18 protein-coding genes are annotated in these 21,826 nt (G+C 51.7%); 11 read left to right on the plus strand and 7 right to left on the minus strand.

Features of this window, described 5'->3' with window-relative positions; all coding sequences use genetic code 11:
* Nucleotides 1-251: 251 nt before the first annotated feature.
* The 10 genes from glmS (at nucleotide 252) to cobO (ending at nucleotide 11,407) form a co-directional block, all read left to right on the plus strand.
* Nucleotides 252-701, plus strand: a complete 450-nt coding sequence (gene glmS / locus GFB57_RS20400; protein WP_003022963.1) for a methylaspartate mutase subunit S — start codon at nucleotides 252-254, stop codon at nucleotides 699-701.
* Nucleotides 701-2,089, plus strand: coding sequence for a methylaspartate mutase accessory protein GlmL (gene glmL / locus GFB57_RS20405; protein ID WP_003022960.1), 1,389 nt, complete (start codon nucleotides 701-703; stop codon nucleotides 2,087-2,089). Before glmS ends, glmL begins: the two co-directional genes overlap by 1 nt.
* Nucleotides 2,090-2,107: 18 nt before the next feature.
* Nucleotides 2,108-3,553 (plus strand): methylaspartate mutase subunit E, encoded by a 1,446-nt coding sequence (locus GFB57_RS20410; RefSeq protein ID WP_003022957.1) that lies wholly within the window; start codon nucleotides 2,108-2,110, stop codon nucleotides 3,551-3,553.
* Nucleotides 3,553-4,794, plus strand: a complete 1,242-nt coding sequence (locus tag GFB57_RS20415) for a methylaspartate ammonia-lyase (RefSeq protein ID WP_003022953.1) — start codon at nucleotides 3,553-3,555, stop codon at nucleotides 4,792-4,794. The genes GFB57_RS20410 and GFB57_RS20415 overlap by 1 nt, the downstream gene beginning before the upstream one ends.
* 3 nt (nucleotides 4,795-4,797) lie before the next feature.
* Nucleotides 4,798-6,168 carry an acyclic terpene utilization AtuA family protein gene (locus GFB57_RS20420; RefSeq protein ID WP_003022951.1) on the plus strand — a complete coding sequence of 457 codons (1,371 nt, stop codon included), beginning with the start codon at nucleotides 4,798-4,800 and terminating at the stop codon, nucleotides 6,166-6,168.
* On the plus strand, nucleotides 6,165-6,482 hold the full coding sequence (locus tag GFB57_RS20425; RefSeq protein ID WP_008320068.1) for a DUF4387 domain-containing protein: 318 nt from the start codon (nucleotides 6,165-6,167) through the stop codon (nucleotides 6,480-6,482). Before GFB57_RS20420 ends, GFB57_RS20425 begins: the two co-directional genes overlap by 4 nt.
* Nucleotides 6,483-6,650: 168 nt before the next feature.
* Complete coding sequence (locus GFB57_RS20430) at nucleotides 6,651-7,955, plus strand: dicarboxylate/amino acid:cation symporter (RefSeq protein ID WP_003022946.1); 1,305 nt, start codon at nucleotides 6,651-6,653, stop codon at nucleotides 7,953-7,955.
* Between the two features lie 125 nt (nucleotides 7,956-8,080).
* Complete coding sequence (gene glsA, locus GFB57_RS20435) at nucleotides 8,081-9,082, plus strand: glutaminase A (RefSeq protein ID WP_003022944.1); 1,002 nt, start codon at nucleotides 8,081-8,083, stop codon at nucleotides 9,080-9,082.
* A 60-nt stretch (nucleotides 9,083-9,142) separates the two neighbouring features.
* Entirely contained in the window at nucleotides 9,143-10,795 is a 1,653-nt protein-coding gene (locus GFB57_RS20440) for a class I fumarate hydratase (protein ID WP_003022941.1), read from the plus strand.
* Between the two features lie 9 nt (nucleotides 10,796-10,804).
* Nucleotides 10,805-11,407, plus strand: a complete 603-nt coding sequence (gene cobO, locus GFB57_RS20445; protein ID WP_003022939.1) for a cob(I)yrinic acid a,c-diamide adenosyltransferase — start codon at nucleotides 10,805-10,807, stop codon at nucleotides 11,405-11,407.
* Nucleotides 11,408-11,489: 82 nt separating this feature from the next.
* On the opposite strand, the gene GFB57_RS20450 is transcribed toward cobO, so the two are convergent.
* The gene (locus GFB57_RS20450) at nucleotides 11,490-12,392 is read right to left on the minus strand and encodes a LysR substrate-binding domain-containing protein (protein ID WP_003022936.1); all 903 of its coding nucleotides are present in this window, start codon (nucleotides 12,390-12,392) and stop codon (nucleotides 11,490-11,492) included.
* Nucleotides 12,393-12,797: 405 nt separating this feature from the next.
* Between GFB57_RS20450 and cobA the strand changes: the two genes are divergently transcribed.
* Nucleotides 12,798-13,586: a uroporphyrinogen-III C-methyltransferase gene (cobA, locus tag GFB57_RS20455; RefSeq protein ID WP_003022934.1), complete on the plus strand. Its 789-nt coding sequence runs from the start codon at nucleotides 12,798-12,800 to the stop codon at nucleotides 13,584-13,586.
* Here the strand turns inward: cobA and GFB57_RS20460 are convergent.
* The 6 genes from GFB57_RS20460 to sdhB form a co-directional block, all read right to left on the minus strand.
* Nucleotides 13,565-14,455 carry a PocR ligand-binding domain-containing protein gene (locus tag GFB57_RS20460; RefSeq protein ID WP_008320064.1) on the minus strand — a complete coding sequence of 297 codons (891 nt, stop codon included), beginning with the start codon at nucleotides 14,453-14,455 and terminating at the stop codon, nucleotides 13,565-13,567. The genes cobA and GFB57_RS20460 overlap by 22 nt on opposite strands.
* Before the next feature lie 225 nt (nucleotides 14,456-14,680).
* Complete coding sequence (gene sucD / locus GFB57_RS20465; RefSeq protein ID WP_003022929.1) at nucleotides 14,681-15,550, minus strand: succinate--CoA ligase subunit alpha; 870 nt, start codon at nucleotides 15,548-15,550, stop codon at nucleotides 14,681-14,683.
* A complete protein-coding gene (gene sucC, locus GFB57_RS20470; protein ID WP_003022927.1) occupies nucleotides 15,550-16,716 on the minus strand; it encodes an ADP-forming succinate--CoA ligase subunit beta in 1,167 nt (388 codons plus the stop codon). Before sucC ends, sucD begins: the two co-directional genes overlap by 1 nt.
* Before the next feature lie 90 nt (nucleotides 16,717-16,806).
* Complete coding sequence (odhB, locus tag GFB57_RS20475) at nucleotides 16,807-18,030, minus strand: 2-oxoglutarate dehydrogenase complex dihydrolipoyllysine-residue succinyltransferase (protein ID WP_003022925.1); 1,224 nt, start codon at nucleotides 18,028-18,030, stop codon at nucleotides 16,807-16,809.
* A 14-nt stretch (nucleotides 18,031-18,044) separates the two neighbouring features.
* Nucleotides 18,045-20,846: a 2-oxoglutarate dehydrogenase E1 component gene (gene sucA, locus GFB57_RS20480; protein WP_003022923.1), complete on the minus strand. Its 2,802-nt coding sequence runs from the start codon at nucleotides 20,844-20,846 to the stop codon at nucleotides 18,045-18,047.
* Nucleotides 20,847-21,103: 257 nt separating this feature from the next.
* Nucleotides 21,104-21,820 (minus strand): succinate dehydrogenase iron-sulfur subunit SdhB, encoded by a 717-nt coding sequence (gene sdhB / locus GFB57_RS20485; RefSeq protein ID WP_003022921.1) that lies wholly within the window; start codon nucleotides 21,818-21,820, stop codon nucleotides 21,104-21,106.
* Nucleotides 21,821-21,826: the final 6 nt, after the last annotated feature.

A 21,826-nucleotide genomic window follows, 5' to 3' on the forward strand; every position in this document is an offset into this window, starting at 1 on the left:
AATTTATTACCCAATTTTCTAATAAATTAAAACCGGCCAAGAGAAAACGACATATCCATCTGATTATAAAAGATTTTTATTATAACCAAATATAACAATCATTTTTCTCAGGATATTTTGAAAATAGATCAATTGCTTCCTTTTTCGCTTCCACAGAAACTCCAACCCTATTAAGAGGTTGTCACAATCCATGTTCTAAATATTAGAAAATAATTTCACTTATTGACCATCAGCCCTACAGAGGATTACCCATGAAGAAATCTACACTTGTTATTGGCGTCATCGGTGCTGACTGCCATGCAGTAGGTAATAAAGTTCTGGATCGCGTTTTTACCGCTCATGATTTTCACGTAATCAACCTCGGGGTGATGGTGAGCCAGGATGAATATATTGATGCTGCGATTGAAACAGGCGCCGATGCCATCGTGGTGTCCTCTATCTACGGTCATGGCGACATTGATTGCCTCGGATTACGTGAGCGCTGCATCGAACGCGGCCTTGGCGACATTCTGCTGTACGTGGGCGGCAACCTGGTCGTCGGTAAACATGACTTCGCCGATGTGGAAGTGAAGTTTAAAGAGATGGGCTTTAACCGGGTCTTCGCCCCCAGTCACGATCTGGAAGATGTTTGCGCGCTTATCACTAATGATATTCACCAACACAATGGCCTCGAACAGCGTTGCCTGGAAGAGGCCATCTGATGCAAACAGTTTCTGTCGATATCGGCTCGACATGGACCAAGGCAGCCCTCTTCGCCCATGAAGGCGAGGATTTAACCCTGATAAACCATGTCCTGACCCCAACCACCACACATCATCTGGCAGACGGTTTTTTTGCCAGCCTGAATCAGGTGCTGAATGTTGCCGATGCTCGCCCGTTACTGAAAAGTGGTGAAGTGCAGTTGAAATACTCCTCCTCAGCGAAAGGTGGGCTTGCCGTTGCAGCAATGGGGCTGGTGCCTTCCATTACGCTGGAATCGGCAAAAGTTACCGCCCATTCGGCAGGAGCGAAAATCGCGCAATATTATTCGTACAAGCTGAACCGTCATGACATCCAGGAGCTGGAGTCATCCCCTCCAGATATTCTGCTGTTTACCGGCGGTACAGATGGTGGCGAAGAAAGTTACGGCCTGGCGAATGCGCATGCGCTGGCAGGCTCAAAGCTTGATTGCGCCATTATCTACGCCGGAAACCGGGACATTCAGGACGAAATACAAACGATTCTGGGACATAAGGATTTGACCACGGTAGACAACATTCTGCCTGACCTCGATCACCCGAATCCGTTTGCCGCACGCCAGGCGATTTGTGATGTGTTCTTGTCACGCATTGTCAAAGGCAAAGGTCTGGACGTCATTGTTGGCGAAACAGGCGAAGAGCCAATGCCGACGCCATGGACGGTATATGAGTTAGTGAAAGCCATTAGCGATTACGACAGCGCATGGAAGGAATTCATGCTGATTGATATGGGCGGAGCCACCACGGATGTCTATTCGGCCAGCGCGAATACCCTCTCCCCCGATACCGTCCTGCATGGTGTTCCTGAACCGTTCGTCAAACGTACCGTAGAAGGCGACCTGGGCATGCGCGTTTCCGCCGTCGTGGTGGGAGAAAGCACGCAGGATATGGTGAAAGTCATCTTCGCCCAACAACCACAGCGCGAGGAAGCGTTTTATCGCTACCTGCGCCATCTGGTAGGGCAACCGGATTACCTGCCACTCAGTGAGGAAGAGAAATATTACGACACCCTGCTGGCAGGTTTATGCGTGGGCTATGCCTCTGAGCGCCACGCGGGCACTAAAAAGCAGGTTTGCACCTGCGTGGGTAACGTGGATTTACAGATGGGTCGCGATCTCACCACCGTACGCAAAGTCGTCGGTTCAGGGGGATGGCTCTCTCGCGCCAGCCAGTTCGATATCCATAACTGGCTCAAATACCGGGAGCTGGACGACCAGGGGAAAAGAATTCTGTTACCGAATCAGTTTGAGTATTACCGCGATTCAAATGGCCTGCTCCCGCTTCTGGCAAACGTCGCCAGGCTGTACCCGCAAGCCGCTGCTCGCACCAGCATTCAGTGTTTAACCCTATAAAACTTAAGGCAGCTACGAATGGAACTTCGAAATAAAAAATTGACCCATGACGAATTCATGACCGAAAGGCATCAGGTATTACAAACCTGGGAAACCGGCAAAGACGTTGAGAACTTCGAAGATGGCGTGAAGTACCAGCAATCAATTCCAGATAAAAAACGCTTCTCCCTTGCCCTGCTGAAAGCCGATCAGGAAGGTAAAACCCTGAGCCAGCCGCGTGCAGGCGTAGCATTAATGGATGAGCATATTGCGCTGCTCAAAACATTGCAGGAAGAGTGCGACCTCCTGCCGAGTACTATCGATGCCTATACCCGTCTGAACCGCTATGAAGAAGCCGCTGTCGGGATCCAGAAATCCATCGAAGCAGGTACTTCCAAGCTGAATGGTTTACCAGTCGTCAATCACGGGGTTGCTGCCTGCCGCCGGATGACTGAATCGCTGGAAAAACCGATCCAGGTTCGCCACGGTACGCCGGATGCGCGCCTGCTGGCAGAAATCGCCATGGCCAGTGGCTTCACCAGCTACGAAGGCGGCGGTATCTCCTACAACATCCCTTACGCCAAACGCGTCACCCTGGAAAAATCCATTCGCGACTGGCAGTACTGCGACCGTCTGATGGGTCTGTACGAAGAGAACGGCATTCGCATCAACCGTGAGCCGTTTGGCCCGCTGACCGGTACCCTGATCCCGCCGTTTATGTCCCACTCGGTGGCGATTATTGAAGGTCTGCTGGCGCTGGAACAAGGCGTGAAATCCATTACCGTCGGCTACGGCCAGGTCGGTAGCCTGACGCAGGATATCGCCGCTATTCAGGCGCTGCGTGAACTGTCCCACGAATACTTCCATAACCATGGTTTCGACGATTACGAACTGAGCACCGTTTTCCACCAGTGGATGGGCGGATTCCCGGAAGATGAAGCGAAAGCCTTCTCTGTTATCGCCTGGGGTGCAGCGGTTGCTGGTATGTCGGGTGCCACAAAAGTGATCACCAAAAGCCCGCACGAAGCGTTCGGTATCCCAACCGCGGCAGCTAACGCCCAGGGTCTGAAAGCGTCACGCCAGATGCTCAACATGGTCAGCGACCAGAAATTCCCGCAGTGCGCTGCTGTGGAGCAGGAAGTTGACCTGATTAAGAGCGAAGTCCGCGCGGTGTTGAAGAAAGTCTTCGAACTGGGCAATGGCGACATTGCGCGCGGTACGGTGCTGGCCTTTGAAGCTGGCGTGCTGGATGTACCTTTCGCTCCTGCCGCCTGTAACGCCGGTAAGATCCTGCCTGTTCGCGATAACACAGGCGCAATCCGTATTCTTGAAGCCGGTGCCGTGCCGCTGCCGAAAGATATTCTCGCCCTGCACCACGACTATGTCGCAGAGCGCGCACATTTTGAAGGCCGCAAGCCTTCTTTCCAGATGGTCATTGATGACATCAACGCCGTATCCCACAGTAAATTAATAGGAAGACCATAATGAAAATCAAAAAGGCCCTTTTCACCGCTGGCTACTCCTCATTTTATTTTGACGATCAGCAGGCCATCAAAAATGGCGCCGGTCATGACGGGTTTATCTACACCGGCGATCCGGTCACGCCTGGATTTACCTCTGTTCGTCAGGCGGGTGAATGTGTTTCCGTACAACTGATTCTGGAAAACGGCGCGGTAGCTGTGGGCGATTGCGCAGCGGTGCAATATTCAGGTGCAGGCGGTCGTGACCCGCTGTTCCTGGCTGAAAACTTCATTCCGTTCCTCAACGACCACATCAAGCCGTTGCTGGAAGGTCGTGACGTTGATTCGTTCCTGACCAACGCCCGTTTCTTTGATGAATTGCGTATTGACGGCCATCTACTGCATACCGCCGTACGTTATGGTCTGTCTCAGGCACTGCTCGACGCGGCGGCACTGGCTACCGGTCGTCTGAAAGCCGAAGTGGTTTGTGATGAATGGCAACTGCCATGCGTTCCGGAAGCCATTCCGTTATTTGGTCAGAGCGGCGACGACCGTTATATCGCCGTCGACAAGATGATCCTCAAAGGTGTGGATGTCCTGCCGCATGCCCTGATCAATAACGTTGAAGAGAAGCTGGGCTTTAAAGGTGAAAAACTGCGTGAGTACGTCCGCTGGTTGTCTAACCGCATCCTGAGCCTGCGCACCAACGAAAGCTATCACCCGACACTGCATATTGATGTCTACGGCACCATTGGTCTGATCTTCGATATGGATCCAGTGCGTTGCGCCGAATACATCGCCAGCCTGGAAGCCGAAGCTCAAGGTCTACCGCTGTACATTGAAGGCCCGGTTGATGCCGGTAACAAGCCGGATCAGATCCGCATGTTAACCGAGATCACTCAGGAGCTGACTCGTCTGGGTTCCGGCGTGAAAATCGTTGCGGATGAATGGTGTAACACCTATCAGGACATCGTGGACTTCACCGACGCGGGCAGCTGCCACATGGTGCAGATTAAAACCCCGGATCTGGGCGGTATTCACAACATCGTTGATGCAGTGCTGTATTGCAACAAACACGGAATGGAAGCCTATCAGGGCGGTACCTGTAACGAAACGGAAATCAGTGCTCGTACCTGCGTACACGTCGCGCTGGCCGCGCGTCCAATGCGCATGCTGATCAAACCGGGTATGGGTTTCGATGAAGGTCTCAACATCGTGTTTAACGAAATGAACCGCACCATCGCGCTGTTGCAAACTAAGGATTAAGAGATGGCACGCACATTTAAGATCTTATCGCCTACGGCTATCCTGGGTTATGGCTTCCCGGAAGAAAGTTTTCGTAAAGCCATGGAAGAGTCACCGGATCTTATTGCTGTTGACGCAGGTTCCTCCGATCCTGGCCCCCACTACCTGGGGGCAGGTAAACCCTTTACTGACAGGGCCGGTGTGAAACGCGATCTGCGCTATATGATTGTGGCAGGCGTTAAGAACAACATCCCGGTAGTGATCGGCACAGCCGGTGGTTCTGGCGCAGCTCCGCATCTGGAGTGGTGTCGCCAAATAATCCATGAGATCGCGCAGGAAGAAAAACTGTCTTTCTCAATGGCGCTAATTCCGTCTGATGTCGACAAAGAAATCGTTCATCAGGCACTGGATAACGGCAAAATCACCGCGCTCGATTTTGTACCTGAACTGACTCACGAGGCCATTGAAGAGAGCACCTACATTGTCGCGCAGATGGGCGTCGAGCCTTTCCAGCGTGCGCTGAAAGCCGGTGCACAGGTGGTCCTGGGCGGACGAGCCTACGATCCGGCCTGCTTCGCCGCGCTGCCGATTATGCAGGGCTTTGATGAAGGTCTGGCGCTTCATTGCGGTAAGATCCTTGAGTGTGCTGCCATTGCCGCCACCCCTGGCTCCGGCTCCGATTGTGCGATGGGGATTATCGACGACAACGGCTTTACGCTGAAGGCGTTCAATCCCAAGCGTAAGTTCACTGAAACTTCTGCTGCGGCGCACACCCTGTACGAGAAGTCAGATCCTTACTTCCTGCCAGGGCCAGGCGGTGTGCTGAACCTGAAAGCATGCACTTTCACCCAGGTTAACGAGGGTGAAGTGTATGTCAGCGGTTCACGCCATGAAGAAACACCGTATGCGTTGAAACTGGAAGGTGCACGCCAGGTTGGCTTCCGTTGCCTGACCATCGCCGGAACACGCGACCCGATTATGATTGCCGGGATTGACACGATTCTTGAAGAGGTACAGGCAAGCGTTGCACGTAACCTCTCCCTGAATGACGACAGTATCCGCATGACGTTCCACTTGTACGGTAAGAACGGTGTGATGGGCAACCATGAGCCGATGAAAACAGCGGGCCATGAACTGGGAATTTTACTGGATGTCGTTGCGCCGACGCAGGACATCGCCAACAGCGTTTGCTCGCTGGTGCGCTCTACCCTGCTGCACTACGGCTATGAAAATCGCATTGCGACTGCGGGCAACCTCGCCTTCCCGTTCTCGCCATCTGATATTCAGAGTGGACCGGTGTATGAGTTCTCGATCTATCACCTGATTGAAGCGAGCGATGCGCTGCGTTTTGATTTCCACATTGAACAGGTGACGCCAGAAGGAGTTCAGGCATGAAACACTCAATTTGTTCACTGGCACAAGTTATTCGCTCGAAAAACGCCGGACCGTACGAACTGGTTTTAGATATTTTATTTAAAACCCGGGAAGATTATCAGCGCGTAAAACGCTCAGAGCAATTAACACCGCAGCTTATTGCCGGTTTATATAACGTTAAACCTGACTTTATTCACAATATTGTATGGTTCGATCCGGCGAATGCCGTAAAAATCGTCATGCCGCGCGATATTATTTCCGGCAACGTCGGTGACAATGATGTTTATGGTGCACAGCAACACGCACCATTATTAAGTATTGAGTTCGACTTGTAACAAAAAACACAATAACAACCATTGGGGCACAGAATTCAGCTGTATCACAGTGCTTCGAATTATTCATGCGGTTGGTCACAACAGGCGTGCGTCTGAGCTGCTGTCCAGGCTCAGGCGCACGCCACCCTACACAATTCCAATTACCAACCTTTATCCGATGGAGTACACATGAAGAAAATAAGTTTAACGAAGATGATCATATTAGGCCTGATACTCGGCATGATTGCCGGGGTGGCCATAAATAATATGGCCGCGGCTGAAACAGCAAAATCTTATGCAGCAGACATTTCCATTTTTACCACTATATTCTTACGTATGGTGAAAATGATTATCGCACCATTGGTTATTTCAACTCTGGTTGTGGGTATTGCCAAAATGGGTGATGCCAAAACGCTCGGACGTATATTTTCGAAAACCTTCTTCCTGTTTATTTGCGCGTCATTGCTGTCAATCGCGCTGGGTCTGGTTATCGTTAATATCTTCCAGCCAGGCGCAGGTATCAACTTTGTGCCACATGACGTCGGCGCTGTTGCCGCCGTTAAGTCAGAGCCATTCACGCTGAAAGTGTTCATCTCACACGCGGTACCGACCAGTATTGTCGATGCGATGGCGCGTAACGAAATTCTGCAGATCGTCGTATTCTCCATCTTCCTTGGTTGCAGCCTCGCTGCGATTGGTGAAAAAGCCGACCCTATTGTGAAAGTGCTGGATTCACTGGTGCACGTGATGCTGAAGCTGACGGGTTACGTCATGCTGTTTGCGCCACTGACCGTTTTTGCCGCTATTTCAGGTCTGATTGCCGAACGTGGTCTGGGTGTGATGGTTAGCGCCGGGATCTTCATGGGTGAGTTCTACCTGACGCTGGGTATGCTGTGGGCGATCCTGATTGGCCTGTCTACTATGATCGTCGGGCCTTGCATCGCACGGTTAACTAAATCAATCCTCGAACCCGCTCTGCTGGCCTTTACCACTTCAAGCTCTGAAGCCGCCTTCCCGGGTACGCTGGACAAGCTGGAAAAATTCGGCGTTTCCTCAAAAATTGCCAGCTTCGTTCTGCCTATCGGTTACTCCTTTAACCTGGTCGGCTCCATGGCCTACTGCTCCTTTGCCACCGTCTTTATTGCTCAGGCGTGCAACATCGAACTGAGCATGGGCGAGCAAATTACCATGTTGTTAATTCTGATGCTGACCTCTAAAGGGATGGCGGGTGTACCGCGTGCCTCGATGGTCGTTATCGCCGCCACACTGAACCAATTCAACATTCCGGAAGCGGGTTTGATCCTGCTTATGGGTGTCGATCCGTTCCTCGATATGGGTCGTTCCGCTACCAACGTCATGAGTAACGCCATGGGCGCTGCCATTGTGGGCCGTTGGGAAGGCGAACACTTCGGCCAGGGTTGCCGTGGAACTGCGCCAGTGAAGTCACCGGAACAGGAACGCCCGGTTACCGAAACGGAAGTCGCTTTGTCCTGATACTACGTTATTGCCGGATGGCGCTTGCGCTTATCCGGCCTACATAACGTTTAACTATCCGTAGGCCGGATTAGGCGGTACGCCGCCATCCGGCACCAAGATGAGCACACCAACAGGAACGCACAATGAATAAAACAATTATCGGCGTGAGTCTCTTTTCTTTCAGTGTCTTGTTTAGCGCAACCACATTCGCGCAAACCACGCCCGACTACGCCAAGCTGATAGAACAGGCTCATCAGAAGTACAAAAGTAATAACGATGGAAAAGTCGCCGACTACATCCCTGCTCTGGCGACCTATAGCCCGAAAAATTTTGCCATCACCATTGCGACGGTGGACGGCAAGATCTACCAGGTTGGCGATGTTAACAAACCTTTCCCAATGGAATCCCTGAGTAAAGTGTTCACCATGGCGCTCGCCATGGAGCAGCACGGTCCTCAGGTAGTGCTGGATAAACTTGGCGCCAATGCCACCGGCATGCCGTTCAACTCAGGTTTGGCCGTTGAACTGACCAAAGGCGCGCCTGAAAACCCACTGGTAAACGCCGGGGCCATGAGCACCGTTAGCCTGATTGAAGCCAAAGACAAAACCGATCGTTGGAACAAAATCCTCGACAACCTGAACGTCTGGGCCGATGCCACTCTCACCGTGAACGAACCGGTTTTCAAATCTGAAATGGAAACCAACCAGCACAATCAGGCGCTGGCCAAACTGATGGAATCCTATAACAGCTTCTATGGCAACACTGACGAAGCCGTTGAAATTTATACCCGCCAGTGCTCGGTGGATATCACCGTTGAGCAACTGGCCAAAATGGGTGCCGTACTAGCGAACAAAGGCAAATCTCCGTTCAACGGCAAACAGTTGCTGAATGAGAAATATGTTCCACAGGTACTGGCAGAAATGGCAATTGCCGGACTGTACGACGGCAGCGGTAAATGGCTGTACACCGTTGGCATTCCGGCGAAAAGCGGCGTCGGCGGCGGCATGGTTGCCGTCGTCCCAGGCGAATATGCGATTGCGGTCTATTCTCCGCCGCTTGATGAAGCCGGAAACAGCGTTCGTGCCCAGAAAACTATCGAATATGTCGCCGAAGCGACAAAAGCCAACGTCTTTTTAGCCAAATAACTTTACGCCGGATGGCACATTGCTTATCCGGAAAACAATACGAAGAGGTGAGAAGTAAACATGTCTAAACCATTTGTCTGGCAGGAACTCTTTGTTCAGAGTAAAGATAGTACCGAATATGAATTACTGAGTAACCAGCACGTTACGGTAACGGAGTTAGACGGAGAGGAAGTTATCAAGGTTGCACCGGAAGCGTTAACCTTGTTAGCACAGCAGGCGTTTTATGAGGCTTCATTTTTCCTGCGCGCCGGACATTTAAAACAGATTGCCAGCATTTTGCACGACCCACAGGCCAGCGGTAACGATAAGTACGTCGCATTGCAGCTGCTGCGCAATGCAGAGGTTTCAGCTAAAGGTGTACTGCCTAACTGCCAGGACACCGGGACGGCAACCATTGTGGCCTGCAAAGGACAACATGTCTGGACAGGCGGCGATGACGCCGAAGCCTTAAGCAAAGGCGTGTATACCACCTTCACCGAAAACAATCTGCGCTACTCGCAAAATGCCCCGCTGGACATGTATACCGAGGTCAATACTCAGACAAACCTGCCGGCGCAAATTGACATCAGCGCCACGCCGGGTAATGAATATAAATTCCTGTTCGTTAACAAAGGCGGCGGTTCTGCCAATAAGGCGGCGTTATTCCAGGAAACCAAATCCATTCTGCAGCCGGAAAAGCTCACTGCGTTCCTGATCGAAAAAATGAAATCACTGGGTACAGCCGCTTGTCCGCCGTATCACATCGCTTTTGTGGTTGGGGGCTTATCCGCCGACCAGACGCTGAAAGTCGCCAAACTGGCTTCAACCAAATATTACGATAATCTGCCCACCAGCGGGAACGAGCTGGGCCAGGCGTTCCGTGATACGGCGCTGGAAGCCGAGTTGCTCAATGCCAGCCGTGAGTTTGGCATCGGGGCGCAGTTTGGCGGCAAATACTTTGCCCACGATATTCGCGTAATTCGCTTACCGCGCCACGGCGGCTCCTGCCCAATCGCGATGGCCCTCTCCTGCTCTGCCGACCGCAATATTAAAGCCAAAATTAATAAACACGGTATCTGGCTGGAAAAACTCGAGCATAATCCGGGCAAATTTATCCCCGATTCTCACCGGGTAGAAAACGGCGCCCAGACCGTACAACTGGATCTGAACCGTCCGCTGCGTGAGATCCTGCATGATCTCTCCGCCTTGCCCATTGGTACACGTCTGTCGTTAAGCGGCCCGATTGTTGTGGCTCGCGATATCGCTCACGCGAACATCAAAGCGCGACTGGATAACGGTGAACCGATGCCGGAATACATGAAAAAGCATATCGTTTACTATGCTGGTCCAGCCAAAACCCCGGAAAATCAGGCCTGTGGCTCAATGGGACCCACCACCGGCGGGCGCATGGATGGGTATGTCGATGCTTTCCAGGCACAAGGCGGCAGCCTCATTATGCTCACCAAGGGTAACCGCAGCCAGCAGGTCACTGATGCCTGTCACAAACACGGTGGATTTAGCCTCGGCAGCATTGGCGGTGCCGCAGCCCTACTGGCGCAACAGTACGTGAAGAGTCTGCAGTGTCTTGAATATCCAGAACTGGGAATGGAAGCGGTGTGGATGATGGAAGTTAAAAATATGCCCGCCTTCGTATTAGTGGATGACAAAGGTAATAACTTCTTCAGCCAGTTCGAGCAGCAGCATCGCTGCGCAACCTGTCCGGCAGGGCATTAAGGAGTTTCCATGGAAGCGCGCGCCAATAACGACAGACACCGTCAGCGTCAGCAGAAGCTGAAAGAGCAGGTTGATACCCGCGTAGCGGCGGCAACGGAGAAGAAAGGGATCCTGATTGTCTTCACCGGCAACGGAAAAGGAAAATCCACCGCAGCCTTTGGCACGGCAACGCGCGCAGTGGGTCACGGAAAAACCGTTGGCATCGCGCAGTTTATTAAAGGTCAGTGGGATAATGGTGAGTACAACACACTGCAACCGCTCGGCGTCGAATTCCATATTATGGGTACCGGATTTACCTGGGAAACCCAAAATCGGCAAGCAGATATCGAGGCGGCAACGGTTGTCTGGCAGGAAAGTAAGCGCATGCTGGCTGATGCGCATTACGATCTAGTGGTGCTGGATGAACTCACCTACATGCTGGCTTACCACTATCTGGATACGCAAGAGGTTATCAGCGCCATCGAAAATCGTCCTGCCGGTCAGAGCGTTATCGTCACAGGACGCGGATGCCATACGCTGTTACTGGAACTGGCCGATACGGTCAGTGAAATACGCCCGGTCAAACACGCGTTTGACCGCGGTATTCAGGCACAGATTGGGATCGACTGGTAGCCGTTCTTTTGCCGGATAACGATGCTAACGCGTCTTATCCGGCCTACCCATCGTTGTAGGCCTGATAAGGCATAAGCCACCCTCAGGCAGCCGATACTACGGACTTACTGAGCAACCAGTTGCGGAAAATCTGTAAATGCTCGGATTCCGATTTTTCTTCACGCCACGTCATAATAAATCGATTCCCGGTACGCATCGGAACATCGCAAGGAATGACCATATCGCCACTGTCCAGATCGTGCTGAATGGCAAAACGCGGGAGCAGCGCAACGCCCAGATTAGAGCGGACCGCCGCGATCAGCATCGATAACAAATCAAATCTCGGACCTTTATTCACCAACGGACTGCTGACATCTGACAGCGCAAACCATTCCTGCCACCCTTTGATGCGCGTGCTTTGGTGCAATAGCGGGAATTCGTTTAGTAATTCGTTTACCGCCAGTTTTCGTTCCGGTTCGGCCAGCAAACAGCGACTGCATACCGGCAGAATCTCCTCTTCAAACAGGTACTCAACCCCTGACCATGGCGAATAAAAGTCTTCGCGCATGATTGCCGCGTCATACTCTCGATTGAGAAAATCACCAATATTCGCCAGGGAATGAATGTTCACGATAATATCAGGATTAAGTTTGTTAAATTCACGCAGGTTTGGGATCAGCCAGTGCGTGCTGAACGTCGGATTCACCGCCAGCTCAATAACCTGTACCGTCGGCTGCCAGGTCATTATCGTCGTCGTATCTCGTTCAAGCTTATTTAACGTTTCTTTAACGATGCTTAAATAGTGTTTGCCCGCCGCATTTAAAAAAATGCGTTTTTTGGCGTGATTAAATAGCGCGGTATTGAGAAAATCCTCCAGTGCATTTACCTGGCGGAAAACAGCACTTTGTGTTAAAGCCAGCTCTTCAGCTGCCCGGGTATAACTTTCGTGACGCGCAACCACTTCAAAAGTTACCAGCAACTCCGTCTTGGGTATTTTTCCTCTCATAACCTCTTCCATTTGCAGCGTACAAAAATAGTTTAATTTATAAAAAATAATTCAAGACACCCAGATAAGCATCGAGAGTTATATTTTATTTTATCCATTGATGTCATTGATCCAATCCATGATTTACTCACACTGATGACGGGTAAATATTAACCAATAATACTTAAGGGAAACAATAAACACAATTTAAATAAGGTTAAACTTAAGCAAATAGTGCCAATAAGTTCTTAATAATTTTTCAAGTCATCTTGTTTATTGCAGAAAAAACTTTGCGAGATTAATCAATATTATCAATGCGATAATTTTGGATAATTTCACGTTATAACTTACGGGCAAACGACTGCTTTTTATCATTCCTTGATGTAGTTTCTGCCTTTTTTTGTTAGCCGTGATAAAGGACACAATGTGAAAACTTTCGGAAAGGTCTGGCTCGTTGGGGCAGGTCCCGGTGATATTTCATTGCTCACCCTCAAAGCAATGATGTGCATTAAACAGGCTGACGTCATTATTTACGATCGGCTGGTCAATCCTAAAATTTTGGAATGGGCATTACCAGATTGCCTGCTTATCAATGTCGGCAAAAACCCAGGCTTCCATTGTGTACCCCAGGATGAAATCAATGCGCTGCTTGTCCAGTATGCCCAAACTCACAATAATATTGTACGCCTGAAAGGTGGCGATCCGTATGTTTTTGGACGCGGGGCTGAAGAAGTTGAGGATCTCGTCGAGACGGGCATCCCGTTTGAAGTGGTGCCGGGTATCAGCTCAACCATTGGTGGCCTGACCTATGCCGGGATTCCGGTAACACACCGCGATTTCGCCTCGGGATTTCACGTCGTGACCGGCCATACACGGGAGGGCAGCCAACAGCAGGACTGGCGTCAACTGGCAAAACTGAATGGTACGCTGGTTATCGTCATGGGTATCGCCAATCTGGCGTTTATCTGTGAGGAATTATTGATGGGTGGAAAATCAGCAGATACGCCTGCAGCGCTAATTATGTCTGCCACCCGCGATAATCAACGCCGACTGACCTGTACGCTCGGTTCACTACTGAGCAAGGCGCAGGAAGCTAACATCCTTCCCCCTGCACTGATAGTGATTGGTGATGTGGTAACCCTGAGCGATCGGCTCTCTTTTATCCCTGAAGCCTTCAAGCTGCCAGAAAACCTTTACTGTGAGAGTCTGGCATGACGAAAAGACTGGGGCGACGTTTGATGCGCCGCCCGGAAAACGCGGCAAAAGTAGCTGGTTTGTGCGTATTGGAGTTTCCGGGCAATGCTGTCTATGGAATGAACGGGATCGTGCAATAACTCTCCCGCTTTTTGCATTTTTTTCTGATTCACCCAGGTTTTAAAGTTAACGCCCTGCCGTTTCTTAAAAAAACGGCTGAAATAGTTTGCGCTTAAGCAGACGTGAGCTGCTACGGATTCCAGGGATAATTCACCATACAAATTCTCATCGATATAACGCAACGCTGCCAGTAGCTTTTTCTCGTGTCGGGAAGGTTCTGTAAAATAATGACGCATGTAACTGGTCGCTGGGATAACAATCTCATCAGATTGTTGTTCTGTCTCAAAATTATCAATAATAAAATTCAATAAATTTGCTGATGCCACCAGCGTATTATTATCGACTACCGCCACCTTACTCCATTCAGTTTTTATTTTTGGTTCATCCATCCATGAGTATTCATTATCAATAATGATAGTTTTATATTCCTGATATTTTGCCCGCACCTGCCCACAGAGCATAAAACCGTACAGATTCCCCTCGCGAATTAATGGCATAGAAAACAGACTTAGCCCCGCATGACAGCTGAGTATTCTGGGTTTAAGGTGTTTTAATCCTTCAAAAGCACAATACTTGTCACACTTTTGACAACTCACACAATAGCGTTCATCCGCCCGCATTAATGTGCAGAACGAATTAAAATTATGACAATCCGAGAGAATTTTTCCGGTAACATCAACCACGACGGTGGCTAATCCAGTCGCACTGGAAAATACCTTTGCTATTGAGAAAAAACATTGTAGGTAATCATCCTGAATTTTCAACGACACGGTATCCTCCGGCATTAATCAAATTAAAGCCGGTAATATGCAGAATTTAATCAAGAGAAAGAATGATGTTCACCGCAAAAAATAATCTTATTTATGCAGATGATTATGAGTAATTTGCAAGATTCAGATAACTAAAAATAAAAAAAGGCCATCATCAGATGGCCAACCATGTCGAAACGGGACCAGACCTTGACTACGCAGAGAGTCAGGGCTGTTTTTTATTTATTACTTAATAACGGTTTTCAGCGCTTCGCCGATATCGGCCAGGCTACGAACAGTTTTCACGCCTGCAGCTTCCAGCGCAGCGAATTTCTCATCCGCCGTACCTTTCCCACCTGCGATGATCGCACCCGCGTGACCCATACGCTTACCTTTCGGCGCAGTCACACCCGCGATGTAACCCACAACCGGCTTGGTTACATGATCTTTAATGTATGCCGCCGCTTCTTCTTCAGCGCTACCGCCGATCTCACCGATCATGACGATCGCTTCAGTCTGCGGATCTTCCTGGAACAGCTTCAGGATGTCGATGAAGTTAGAACCTGGGATCGGGTCGCCACCAATGCCCACACAGGTGGACTGGCCGAAACCGTAGTCGGTAGTCTGCTTAACCGCTTCATAGGTCAGGGTACCTGAACGGGAAACGATACCCACTTTACCCGGCTTGTGAATGTGGCCCGGCATGATGCCGATTTTGCACTCGCCCGGGGTGATAACACCTGGGCAGTTCGGGCCGATCATGCGCACGCCAGCTTCATCCAGCTTCACCTTCACGGTCAGCATATCCAGCGTCGGGATGCCTTCGGTGATGGTGATAATCAGTTTGATACCAGCATCAATCGCTTCCAGTATGGAGTCTTTGCAGAACGGTGCCGGAACGTAGATAACGGTGGCGGTCGCGCCCGTCGCTTCTACGGCTTCACGTACGGTGTTGAACACCGGCAGGCCCAGGTGCGTGGTGCCGCCTTTACCTGGCGTTACGCCGCCAACCATCTGCGTACCGTAAGCAATCGCTTGTTCGGAGTGGAATGTCCCCTGGCTACCGGTGAAGCCCTGGCAGATAACCTTGGTATCTTTATTAATTAAAACTGACATTATTTCCCCTCCACTGCGGCAACAACCTGCTGAGCTGCATCCGTCAGACTTTTCGCTGCAATAATATTCAGGCCGCTATCAGCCAGTTTTTTCGCGCCGAGTTCAGCGTTGTTACCTTCCAGACGTACCACGACCGGAACGTTTACACCTACTTCTGCTACCGCGCCGATGATACCGTCAGCGATCAGGTCGCAACGTACGATACCTCCGAAGATGTTAACCAGTACGGCTTTAACATTGTCATCTGAGAGGATAATTTTGAACGCTTCGGTTACACGCTCTTTGGTCGCACCGCCACCAACGTCGAGGAAGTTAGCCGGTTCGCCGCCGTGCAGCTTAACGATGTCCATGGTGCCCATTGCCAGGCCCGCACCGTTAACCATGCAACCGATGTTGCCGTCGAGCGCAACGTAGTTCAGTTCCCACTGCGCAGCCTGCGCTTCACGCGGATCTTCCTGAGACTGGTCGCGCATTTCGCGCAGGTCAGCCTGGCGGAACAGCGCGTTGCCGTCAGCACCCAGTTTGCCGTCGAGGCAGATCAGGTCACCCTGTTTGGTGACAACCAACGGGTTGATTTCGATCAGCGCCAGGTCGCGCTCCAGGAAGATAGTCGCCAGACCCATGAAGATCTTGGTGAACTGCTGAACCTGTTTACCTTCCAGACCCAGTTTGAACGCCAGCTCGCGACCCTGGTAAGGCATCGGGCCTGCCAGCGGATCGAGCGCCACTTTGTGGATCAGGTGCGGGGTTTCTTCCGCTACTTTTTCGATTTCCACGCCGCCTTCGGTAGAGGCCATGAAGACCACGCGACGGGAGCTACGGTCAACAACTGCGCCGAGGTAAAGTTCTTTACCAATGTCGGTCGCGGCTTCAACCAGAATCTGATTTACCGGTTGGCCATGAGCGTCTGTCTGGTAAGTAACCAGACGTTTACCCAGCCAGTGTTCAGCAAAAGCGCGAATGTCTTCTTTGCTGTTCACAACCTTCACACCGCCCGCTTTACCGCGGCCACCAGCGTGAACCTGACATTTCACTACCCACGGGCCAGCGCCGATTTTTGAAGCGGCTTCTTCTGCTTCACGCGGAGTAGTACAGGCATAACCCACCGGTGCCGGTAAGCCATAGCGGGCAAAAAGTTGTTTTGCCTGATATTCATGTAAGTTCATGTGTTCTGTCCATCCTTCAGGTAATCGTTATCTTTTACCCGTAGGTCTGATAAGCATCCAGACCTACGGGGCAGGTGATACTCTTATTAACTACACGTCCAGCAGCAGACGCGTTGGATCTTCCAGCAACTCTTTAATGGTTACCAGGAAGCCTACTGACTCACGACCATCGATCAGACGGTGGTCATAAGACAGCGCCAGATACATCATCGGCAGGATTTCAACCTTGCCGTCTACCGCCATCGGACGATCTTTGATGGCATGCATACCCAGGATGGCGCTCTGCGGTGGGTTGATGATCGGCGTGGACATCAGGGAACCGAACACACCACCGTTAGTGATGGTGAAGTTACCGCCCGTCAGATCTTCAACCGTCAACTTGCCGTCGCGACCTTTAACTGCCAGTTCTTTAATGTTCTTCTCGATGTCTGCCATACCCAGCAGATCCACATCACGCAGGACCGGCGTGACCAGGCCACGCGGCGTGGAGACCGCCATGCTGACATCAAAGTAGTTGTGATAAACCACGTCATCGCCGTCGATGGACGCGTTCACTTCCGGATAGCGTTTCAGCGCTTCAACAACCGCTTTCACGTAGAAAGACATAAAGCCCAGACGGATACCGTGGCGTTTCTCGAACGCATCACCGTATTGCTTACGCAGGTCCATGATTGGCTTCATGTTGACTTCGTTGAAGGTGGTCAGCATGGCGGTGGAATTTTTCGCTTCCAGCAGACGCTCGGCTACGCGTTTGCGCAGACGAGTCATCGGAACACGTTTTTCGCCACGCGCGCCCAGTTGAGCCTGTGGTGCAGGTGCTGCTGCCGGCGCTTTGGCTTCGGCTTTCGCAGCCGGGGCTTTCGCCAGATGTTTTTCAACATCTTCACGCGTGATACGACCGCCGACACCGGTGCCGTTGATAGCGCTGGCTTCGAGGTTATGCTCACCCAGCAGGCGACGGATCGCCGGGCTCAGGGCATCGTTGTTCTGTTCAGCAAGAGACGCCTGCTGGCGCTGTGCCGGAGTAGAATCTTTCTCTTCAGACTTAGCGCTGGTTTCTTTACCGGTGCTGTTGCCTTCACGCAGGCGACCAAGGATCTGGCGAGAAGTGACGGTTGTTCCTTCATCTTCCAGAACCGCATCAAGAATACCGTCCGCTGATGCCGGTACTTCCAGTACCACTTTGTCAGTTTCGATTTCTACCAGTACTTCATCACGACGTACTGCATCGCCCGGTTTTTTGTGCCAGGTTGCAACCGTTGCATCCGCTACGGATTCAGGCAGGTCGGGAACAAGAATATCTACGCTACTCATTATTTATCCTTTATTTAATCGACGTTCAGCGCGTCATTTACCAGATCTTGTTGCTGCTTCTGGTGAACGGACATATACCCTACTGCCGGAGAGGCAGAGGCCGGGCGACCTGCATAACGCAGAGCTGACCCAAATGGAATTACTTCACGGAAATGATGTTGGCTACAGTACCAGGCGCCCTGGTTGAGCGGCTCTTCCTGGCACCAGACAAAATCATGTACATGAGCAAACGGTTTCAGCGCTTCCTGCACCGCTTTATGCGGGAACGGATAGAGCTGTTCGATGCGCACAATGGCAACATCTTTTTGGTCGTTCTTGCGGCGTTGCTCCAGCAGGTCGTAATAAACCTTACCAGAACACATCACGACACGCTTCACGCCTTTCGGATCAAGTTCATCGACTTCGCCAATGGCTGGCAGGAAGGTGCCATTTGCCAGTTCGTCCAGCGTAGACACCGCCAGCGGATGACGCAGCAGCGACTTCGGTGACATCACCACCAGCGGACGGCGCATACCGCGCAGCGCCTGACGACGCAGCATGTGGTAGACCTGTGCCGGGGTAGACGGGACGCAAACCTGCATGTTTTGCTCAGCGCAAAGTTGCAGATAACGTTCCAGACGCGCGGAGGAGTGCTCCGGACCCTGACCTTCGTAGCCGTGCGGCAACAGCATCACCAGACCGCACATACGGCCCCATTTCTGCTCGCCGGAAGAGATGAACTGGTCGATAACCACCTGCGCACCGTTGGCGAAGTCGCCGAACTGCGCTTCCCAGATGGTCAGCGTGCGCGGTTCTGCCGTGGCATAACCGTATTCAAACGCCAGCACCGCTTCTTCAGACAGCACGGAGTCCCATACGCGGAACGTGCCCTGCCCGTTATGCACATGCTGCAGCGGCGTGTAGGTTGAACCGTTCGCCTGATTATGAATGACCGCGTGACGGTGGAAGAAGGTTCCGCGACCGGAGTCTTCACCCGACAGACGAACCGGAATGCCTTCGTCAACCAGCGTGGCGTAAGCCAGATTCTCTGCACCACCCCAGTCGAATAGCTTCTCGCCTGCGGCCATGGCCTGACGGTCGCCGTAAATTTTGGCAACACGCGACTGCATTTCAACAGCTTCAGGCACGGTGCTGATGCGTTTTGCCAGCTCCTGCAGACGCTTCATCTCAACCTTGTTCGGGTAGCTTTCGTCCCACTCGTGGTTGAGGTACGGCGACCAGGTGAAGGAGTGCATGTTCATTGGACGCCACTCTTTCACCACGCATTCGCCAGCATCCAGCGCATCACGGTACAGATTGACCATTTCGGTCGCATCTTCCAGCGTGGCGACTTTGTCCGCTTCCAGCTTGTCAGCGTAGATTTTACGCGGGGTCGGATGCTTTTTGATTTTCTGATACATCAGCGGCTGGGTTGCGCTCGGCTCGTCGGCTTCGTTGTGGCCGTGACGGCGGTAGCACACCAGATCGATGAACACATCGCGTTTGAAGGTGTTACGGAAATCCAGAGCCAGACGCGTCACGAAAGCGACCGCTTCCGGGTCATCCGCGTTAACGTGGAAAATCGGCGCCTGAACCATCTTACCGATGTCGGTGCAGTACGGCGTAGAACGCGCATCCAACGGGTTAGAGGTAGTAAAGCCAACCTGGTTGTTAATGACGATACGCACGGTACCGCCCACTTCGTAACCACGCGCTTTCGACATGTTCAGGGTTTCCTGAACCACGCCCTGCCCGGTTACCGCCGCATCGCCGTGGATGGTGATTGGCAGGACTTTATTGCTGCTCGGCTCGTCCAGACGATCCAGGCGTGCACGTACGGAGCCGATAACCACCGGGCTAACGATTTCCAGGTGCGACGGGTTAAACGCCAGCGCCAGGTGTACCAGACCGCCTTCGGTTTCGATATCAGACGAGAAGCCCATGTGGTACTTCACGTCACCGGTGCCGAGGTGTTCTTTATGTTTGCCCGCAAATTCGTCGAACAGTTCCTGCGGGCGTTTGCCCAGTACGTTAACCAGAACGTTCAGACGACCACGGTGCGCCATACCCAGCACCACTTCACGGGTACCGCTGTTACCCGCGTGGCGGATCATCTCTTTGAGCATTGGGATTAACGCATCACCGCCTTCCAGCGAGAAGCGTTTCGCGCCCGGGAACTTAGCGCCCAGGTAGCGTTCCAGTCCTTCTGCTGCGGTCAGTTCGCTCAGGAAGCGTTTCTTCTCTTCGCTACTGAATGCGGCACGGCCAGACTCGATACGCTGTTGAAGCCAGCGTTTTTCTTCGGTGCTGGTGATGTGCATATACTCGGCGCCAATTGGGCCGCAGTAGGTTTGTTTCAGCGCAACAACCAGGTCGCTCAGCTTCATGGTGTCTTTGCCGCCGGCAAAAGAACCTACGTTAAAGCTTTCCTGGAAATCCGCATCGGTCAGATCGTGGAAAGACGGGTCCAGATCAGCCACATTTTCTTGCTGCCACAGTCCCAGCGGATCAAGATTCGCATGCTGATGACCGCGGAAACGGTAGGCGTTAATGAGCTGCAGGACTTTAACCTGCTTCACATTGGCATCAGGGTCGGAAATAGAAGAAGAGTAACGTGGGGTAATCAACGCCTGTCGACGGAAATAATCACGTGTTTTTGAGTGGAGTTGATCCGGTTTGACTCCGGTACCAGGTAACTGCTGGAACGTCGAACGCCAGTTAGCATCTACCGAGTCAGGGTCGGTTAAGAAGTCTTCATAGAGCTGTTCTATCCAGCTCTGGTTAGAACCAGAGAGGTAAGAAGAGTCCAACCAGGCTTTCAAAGCGCTGTTCTGCATCGTGATCCCTTAAGCATTTGTATGCTTACTTCGCCGTGGATACTACCACGCACACCGATGTGCGTGCCGGGGTTCACTTGCGAGCTCTTTTTGTTTGGCTCGCGAAGGAACCTTTAAAAACTGTCAGAGATAAGAGGCAGTTTTTAGAGGTTTCCTGCACTTATATTGCCTGATGGCGCGTAGCTTATCAGGCCTACGGGTATGTCCCTTATAGGCCGGATAAGACGTTTACGTCGCCATCGGGCAACCACTACAATTTATGCGCTACGTTTAAGCAGCATCGACTTAATATGGCCGATGGCGCGCGTCGGGTTCAGTCCTTTAGGACATACGCTGACGCAGTTCATGATGCTATGGCAGCGGAATACGCTGAAAGCGTCACTTAAACCTTCCAGGCGGCTGTCGGTCTCGGTATCGCGGCTATCAATTAAGAAGCGATACGCGGCCAGCAGGCCTGCCGGGCCAATAAACTTGTCCGGATTCCACCAGAATGATGGGCAGGACGTTGAGCAGCATGCACACAAAATACATTCATACAGCCCATCGAGCTTCTCACGCTGCTCAGGCATTTGTAAATGCTCACGAGCCGGCGGATTTTTCCCATTATTCAACAAGTAAGGCTTAATCTTCTCATACTGTGCGTAGAATTGCCCCATGTCTACCACCAAATCGCGCACAACCGGTAAACCCGGCAGCGGGCGAATGACAATTTTCTTGCCCGGCTGATTCAGCGCAGAAATAGGTGTGATACAGGCCAGTCCATTTTTGCCGTTCATATTCAGACCGTCGGAGCCGCAGACCCCTTCACGGCAGGAGCGGCGGAACGACAGAGACGGATCTTTTTCTTTCAGCTGCATCAATGCATCCAGCAGCATCATGTCGCGCCCTTCTTCCGCCTCCAGGGTGTAATCCTGCATACGCGGAGCGTCGTCAACATCCGGGTTATAGCGATAAACTGAAAACTCGAGTTTCATTGTCCT

The sequence above is a fragment of the Citrobacter sp. S39 genome (genome assembly GCF_009495675.1).
Lineage (GTDB): Bacteria > Pseudomonadota > Gammaproteobacteria > Enterobacterales > Enterobacteriaceae > Citrobacter > Citrobacter freundii.

Excerpts from the sequence above, each read along its gene's own strand:
- GFB57_RS20425 (WP_008320068.1), top strand. The coding sequence starts at position 6,165 with ATGAAACACTCAATTTGTTCACTGGCACAAGTTATTCGCTCGAAAAAC.
- GFB57_RS20450 (WP_003022936.1), bottom strand. The coding sequence starts at position 12,392 with ATGAGAGGAAAAATACCCAAGACGGAGTTGCTGGTAACTTTTGAAGTG.
- GFB57_RS20420 (WP_003022951.1), top strand. The coding sequence starts at position 4,798 with ATGGCACGCACATTTAAGATCTTATCGCCTACGGCTATCCTGGGTTAT.
- sucC (WP_003022927.1), bottom strand. The coding sequence starts at position 16,716 with ATGAACTTACATGAATATCAGGCAAAACAACTTTTTGCCCGCTATGGC.
- GFB57_RS20430 (WP_003022946.1), top strand. The coding sequence starts at position 6,651 with ATGAAGAAAATAAGTTTAACGAAGATGATCATATTAGGCCTGATACTC.
- glsA (WP_003022944.1), top strand. The coding sequence starts at position 8,081 with ATGAATAAAACAATTATCGGCGTGAGTCTCTTTTCTTTCAGTGTCTTG.
- glmS (WP_003022963.1), top strand. The coding sequence starts at position 252 with ATGAAGAAATCTACACTTGTTATTGGCGTCATCGGTGCTGACTGCCAT.
- cobO (WP_003022939.1), top strand. The coding sequence starts at position 10,805 with ATGGAAGCGCGCGCCAATAACGACAGACACCGTCAGCGTCAGCAGAAG.
- sucA (WP_003022923.1), bottom strand. The coding sequence starts at position 20,846 with ATGCAGAACAGCGCTTTGAAAGCCTGGTTGGACTCTTCTTACCTCTCT.
- GFB57_RS20410 (WP_003022957.1), top strand. The coding sequence starts at position 2,108 with ATGGAACTTCGAAATAAAAAATTGACCCATGACGAATTCATGACCGAA.
- GFB57_RS20440 (WP_003022941.1), top strand. The coding sequence starts at position 9,143 with ATGTCTAAACCATTTGTCTGGCAGGAACTCTTTGTTCAGAGTAAAGAT.
- GFB57_RS20415 (WP_003022953.1), top strand. The coding sequence starts at position 3,553 with ATGAAAATCAAAAAGGCCCTTTTCACCGCTGGCTACTCCTCATTTTAT.
- sdhB (WP_003022921.1), bottom strand. The coding sequence starts at position 21,820 with ATGAAACTCGAGTTTTCAGTTTATCGCTATAACCCGGATGTTGACGAC.
- odhB (WP_003022925.1), bottom strand. The coding sequence starts at position 18,030 with ATGAGTAGCGTAGATATTCTTGTTCCCGACCTGCCTGAATCCGTAGCG.
- sucD (WP_003022929.1), bottom strand. The coding sequence starts at position 15,550 with ATGTCAGTTTTAATTAATAAAGATACCAAGGTTATCTGCCAGGGCTTC.
- glmL (WP_003022960.1), top strand. The coding sequence starts at position 701 with ATGCAAACAGTTTCTGTCGATATCGGCTCGACATGGACCAAGGCAGCC.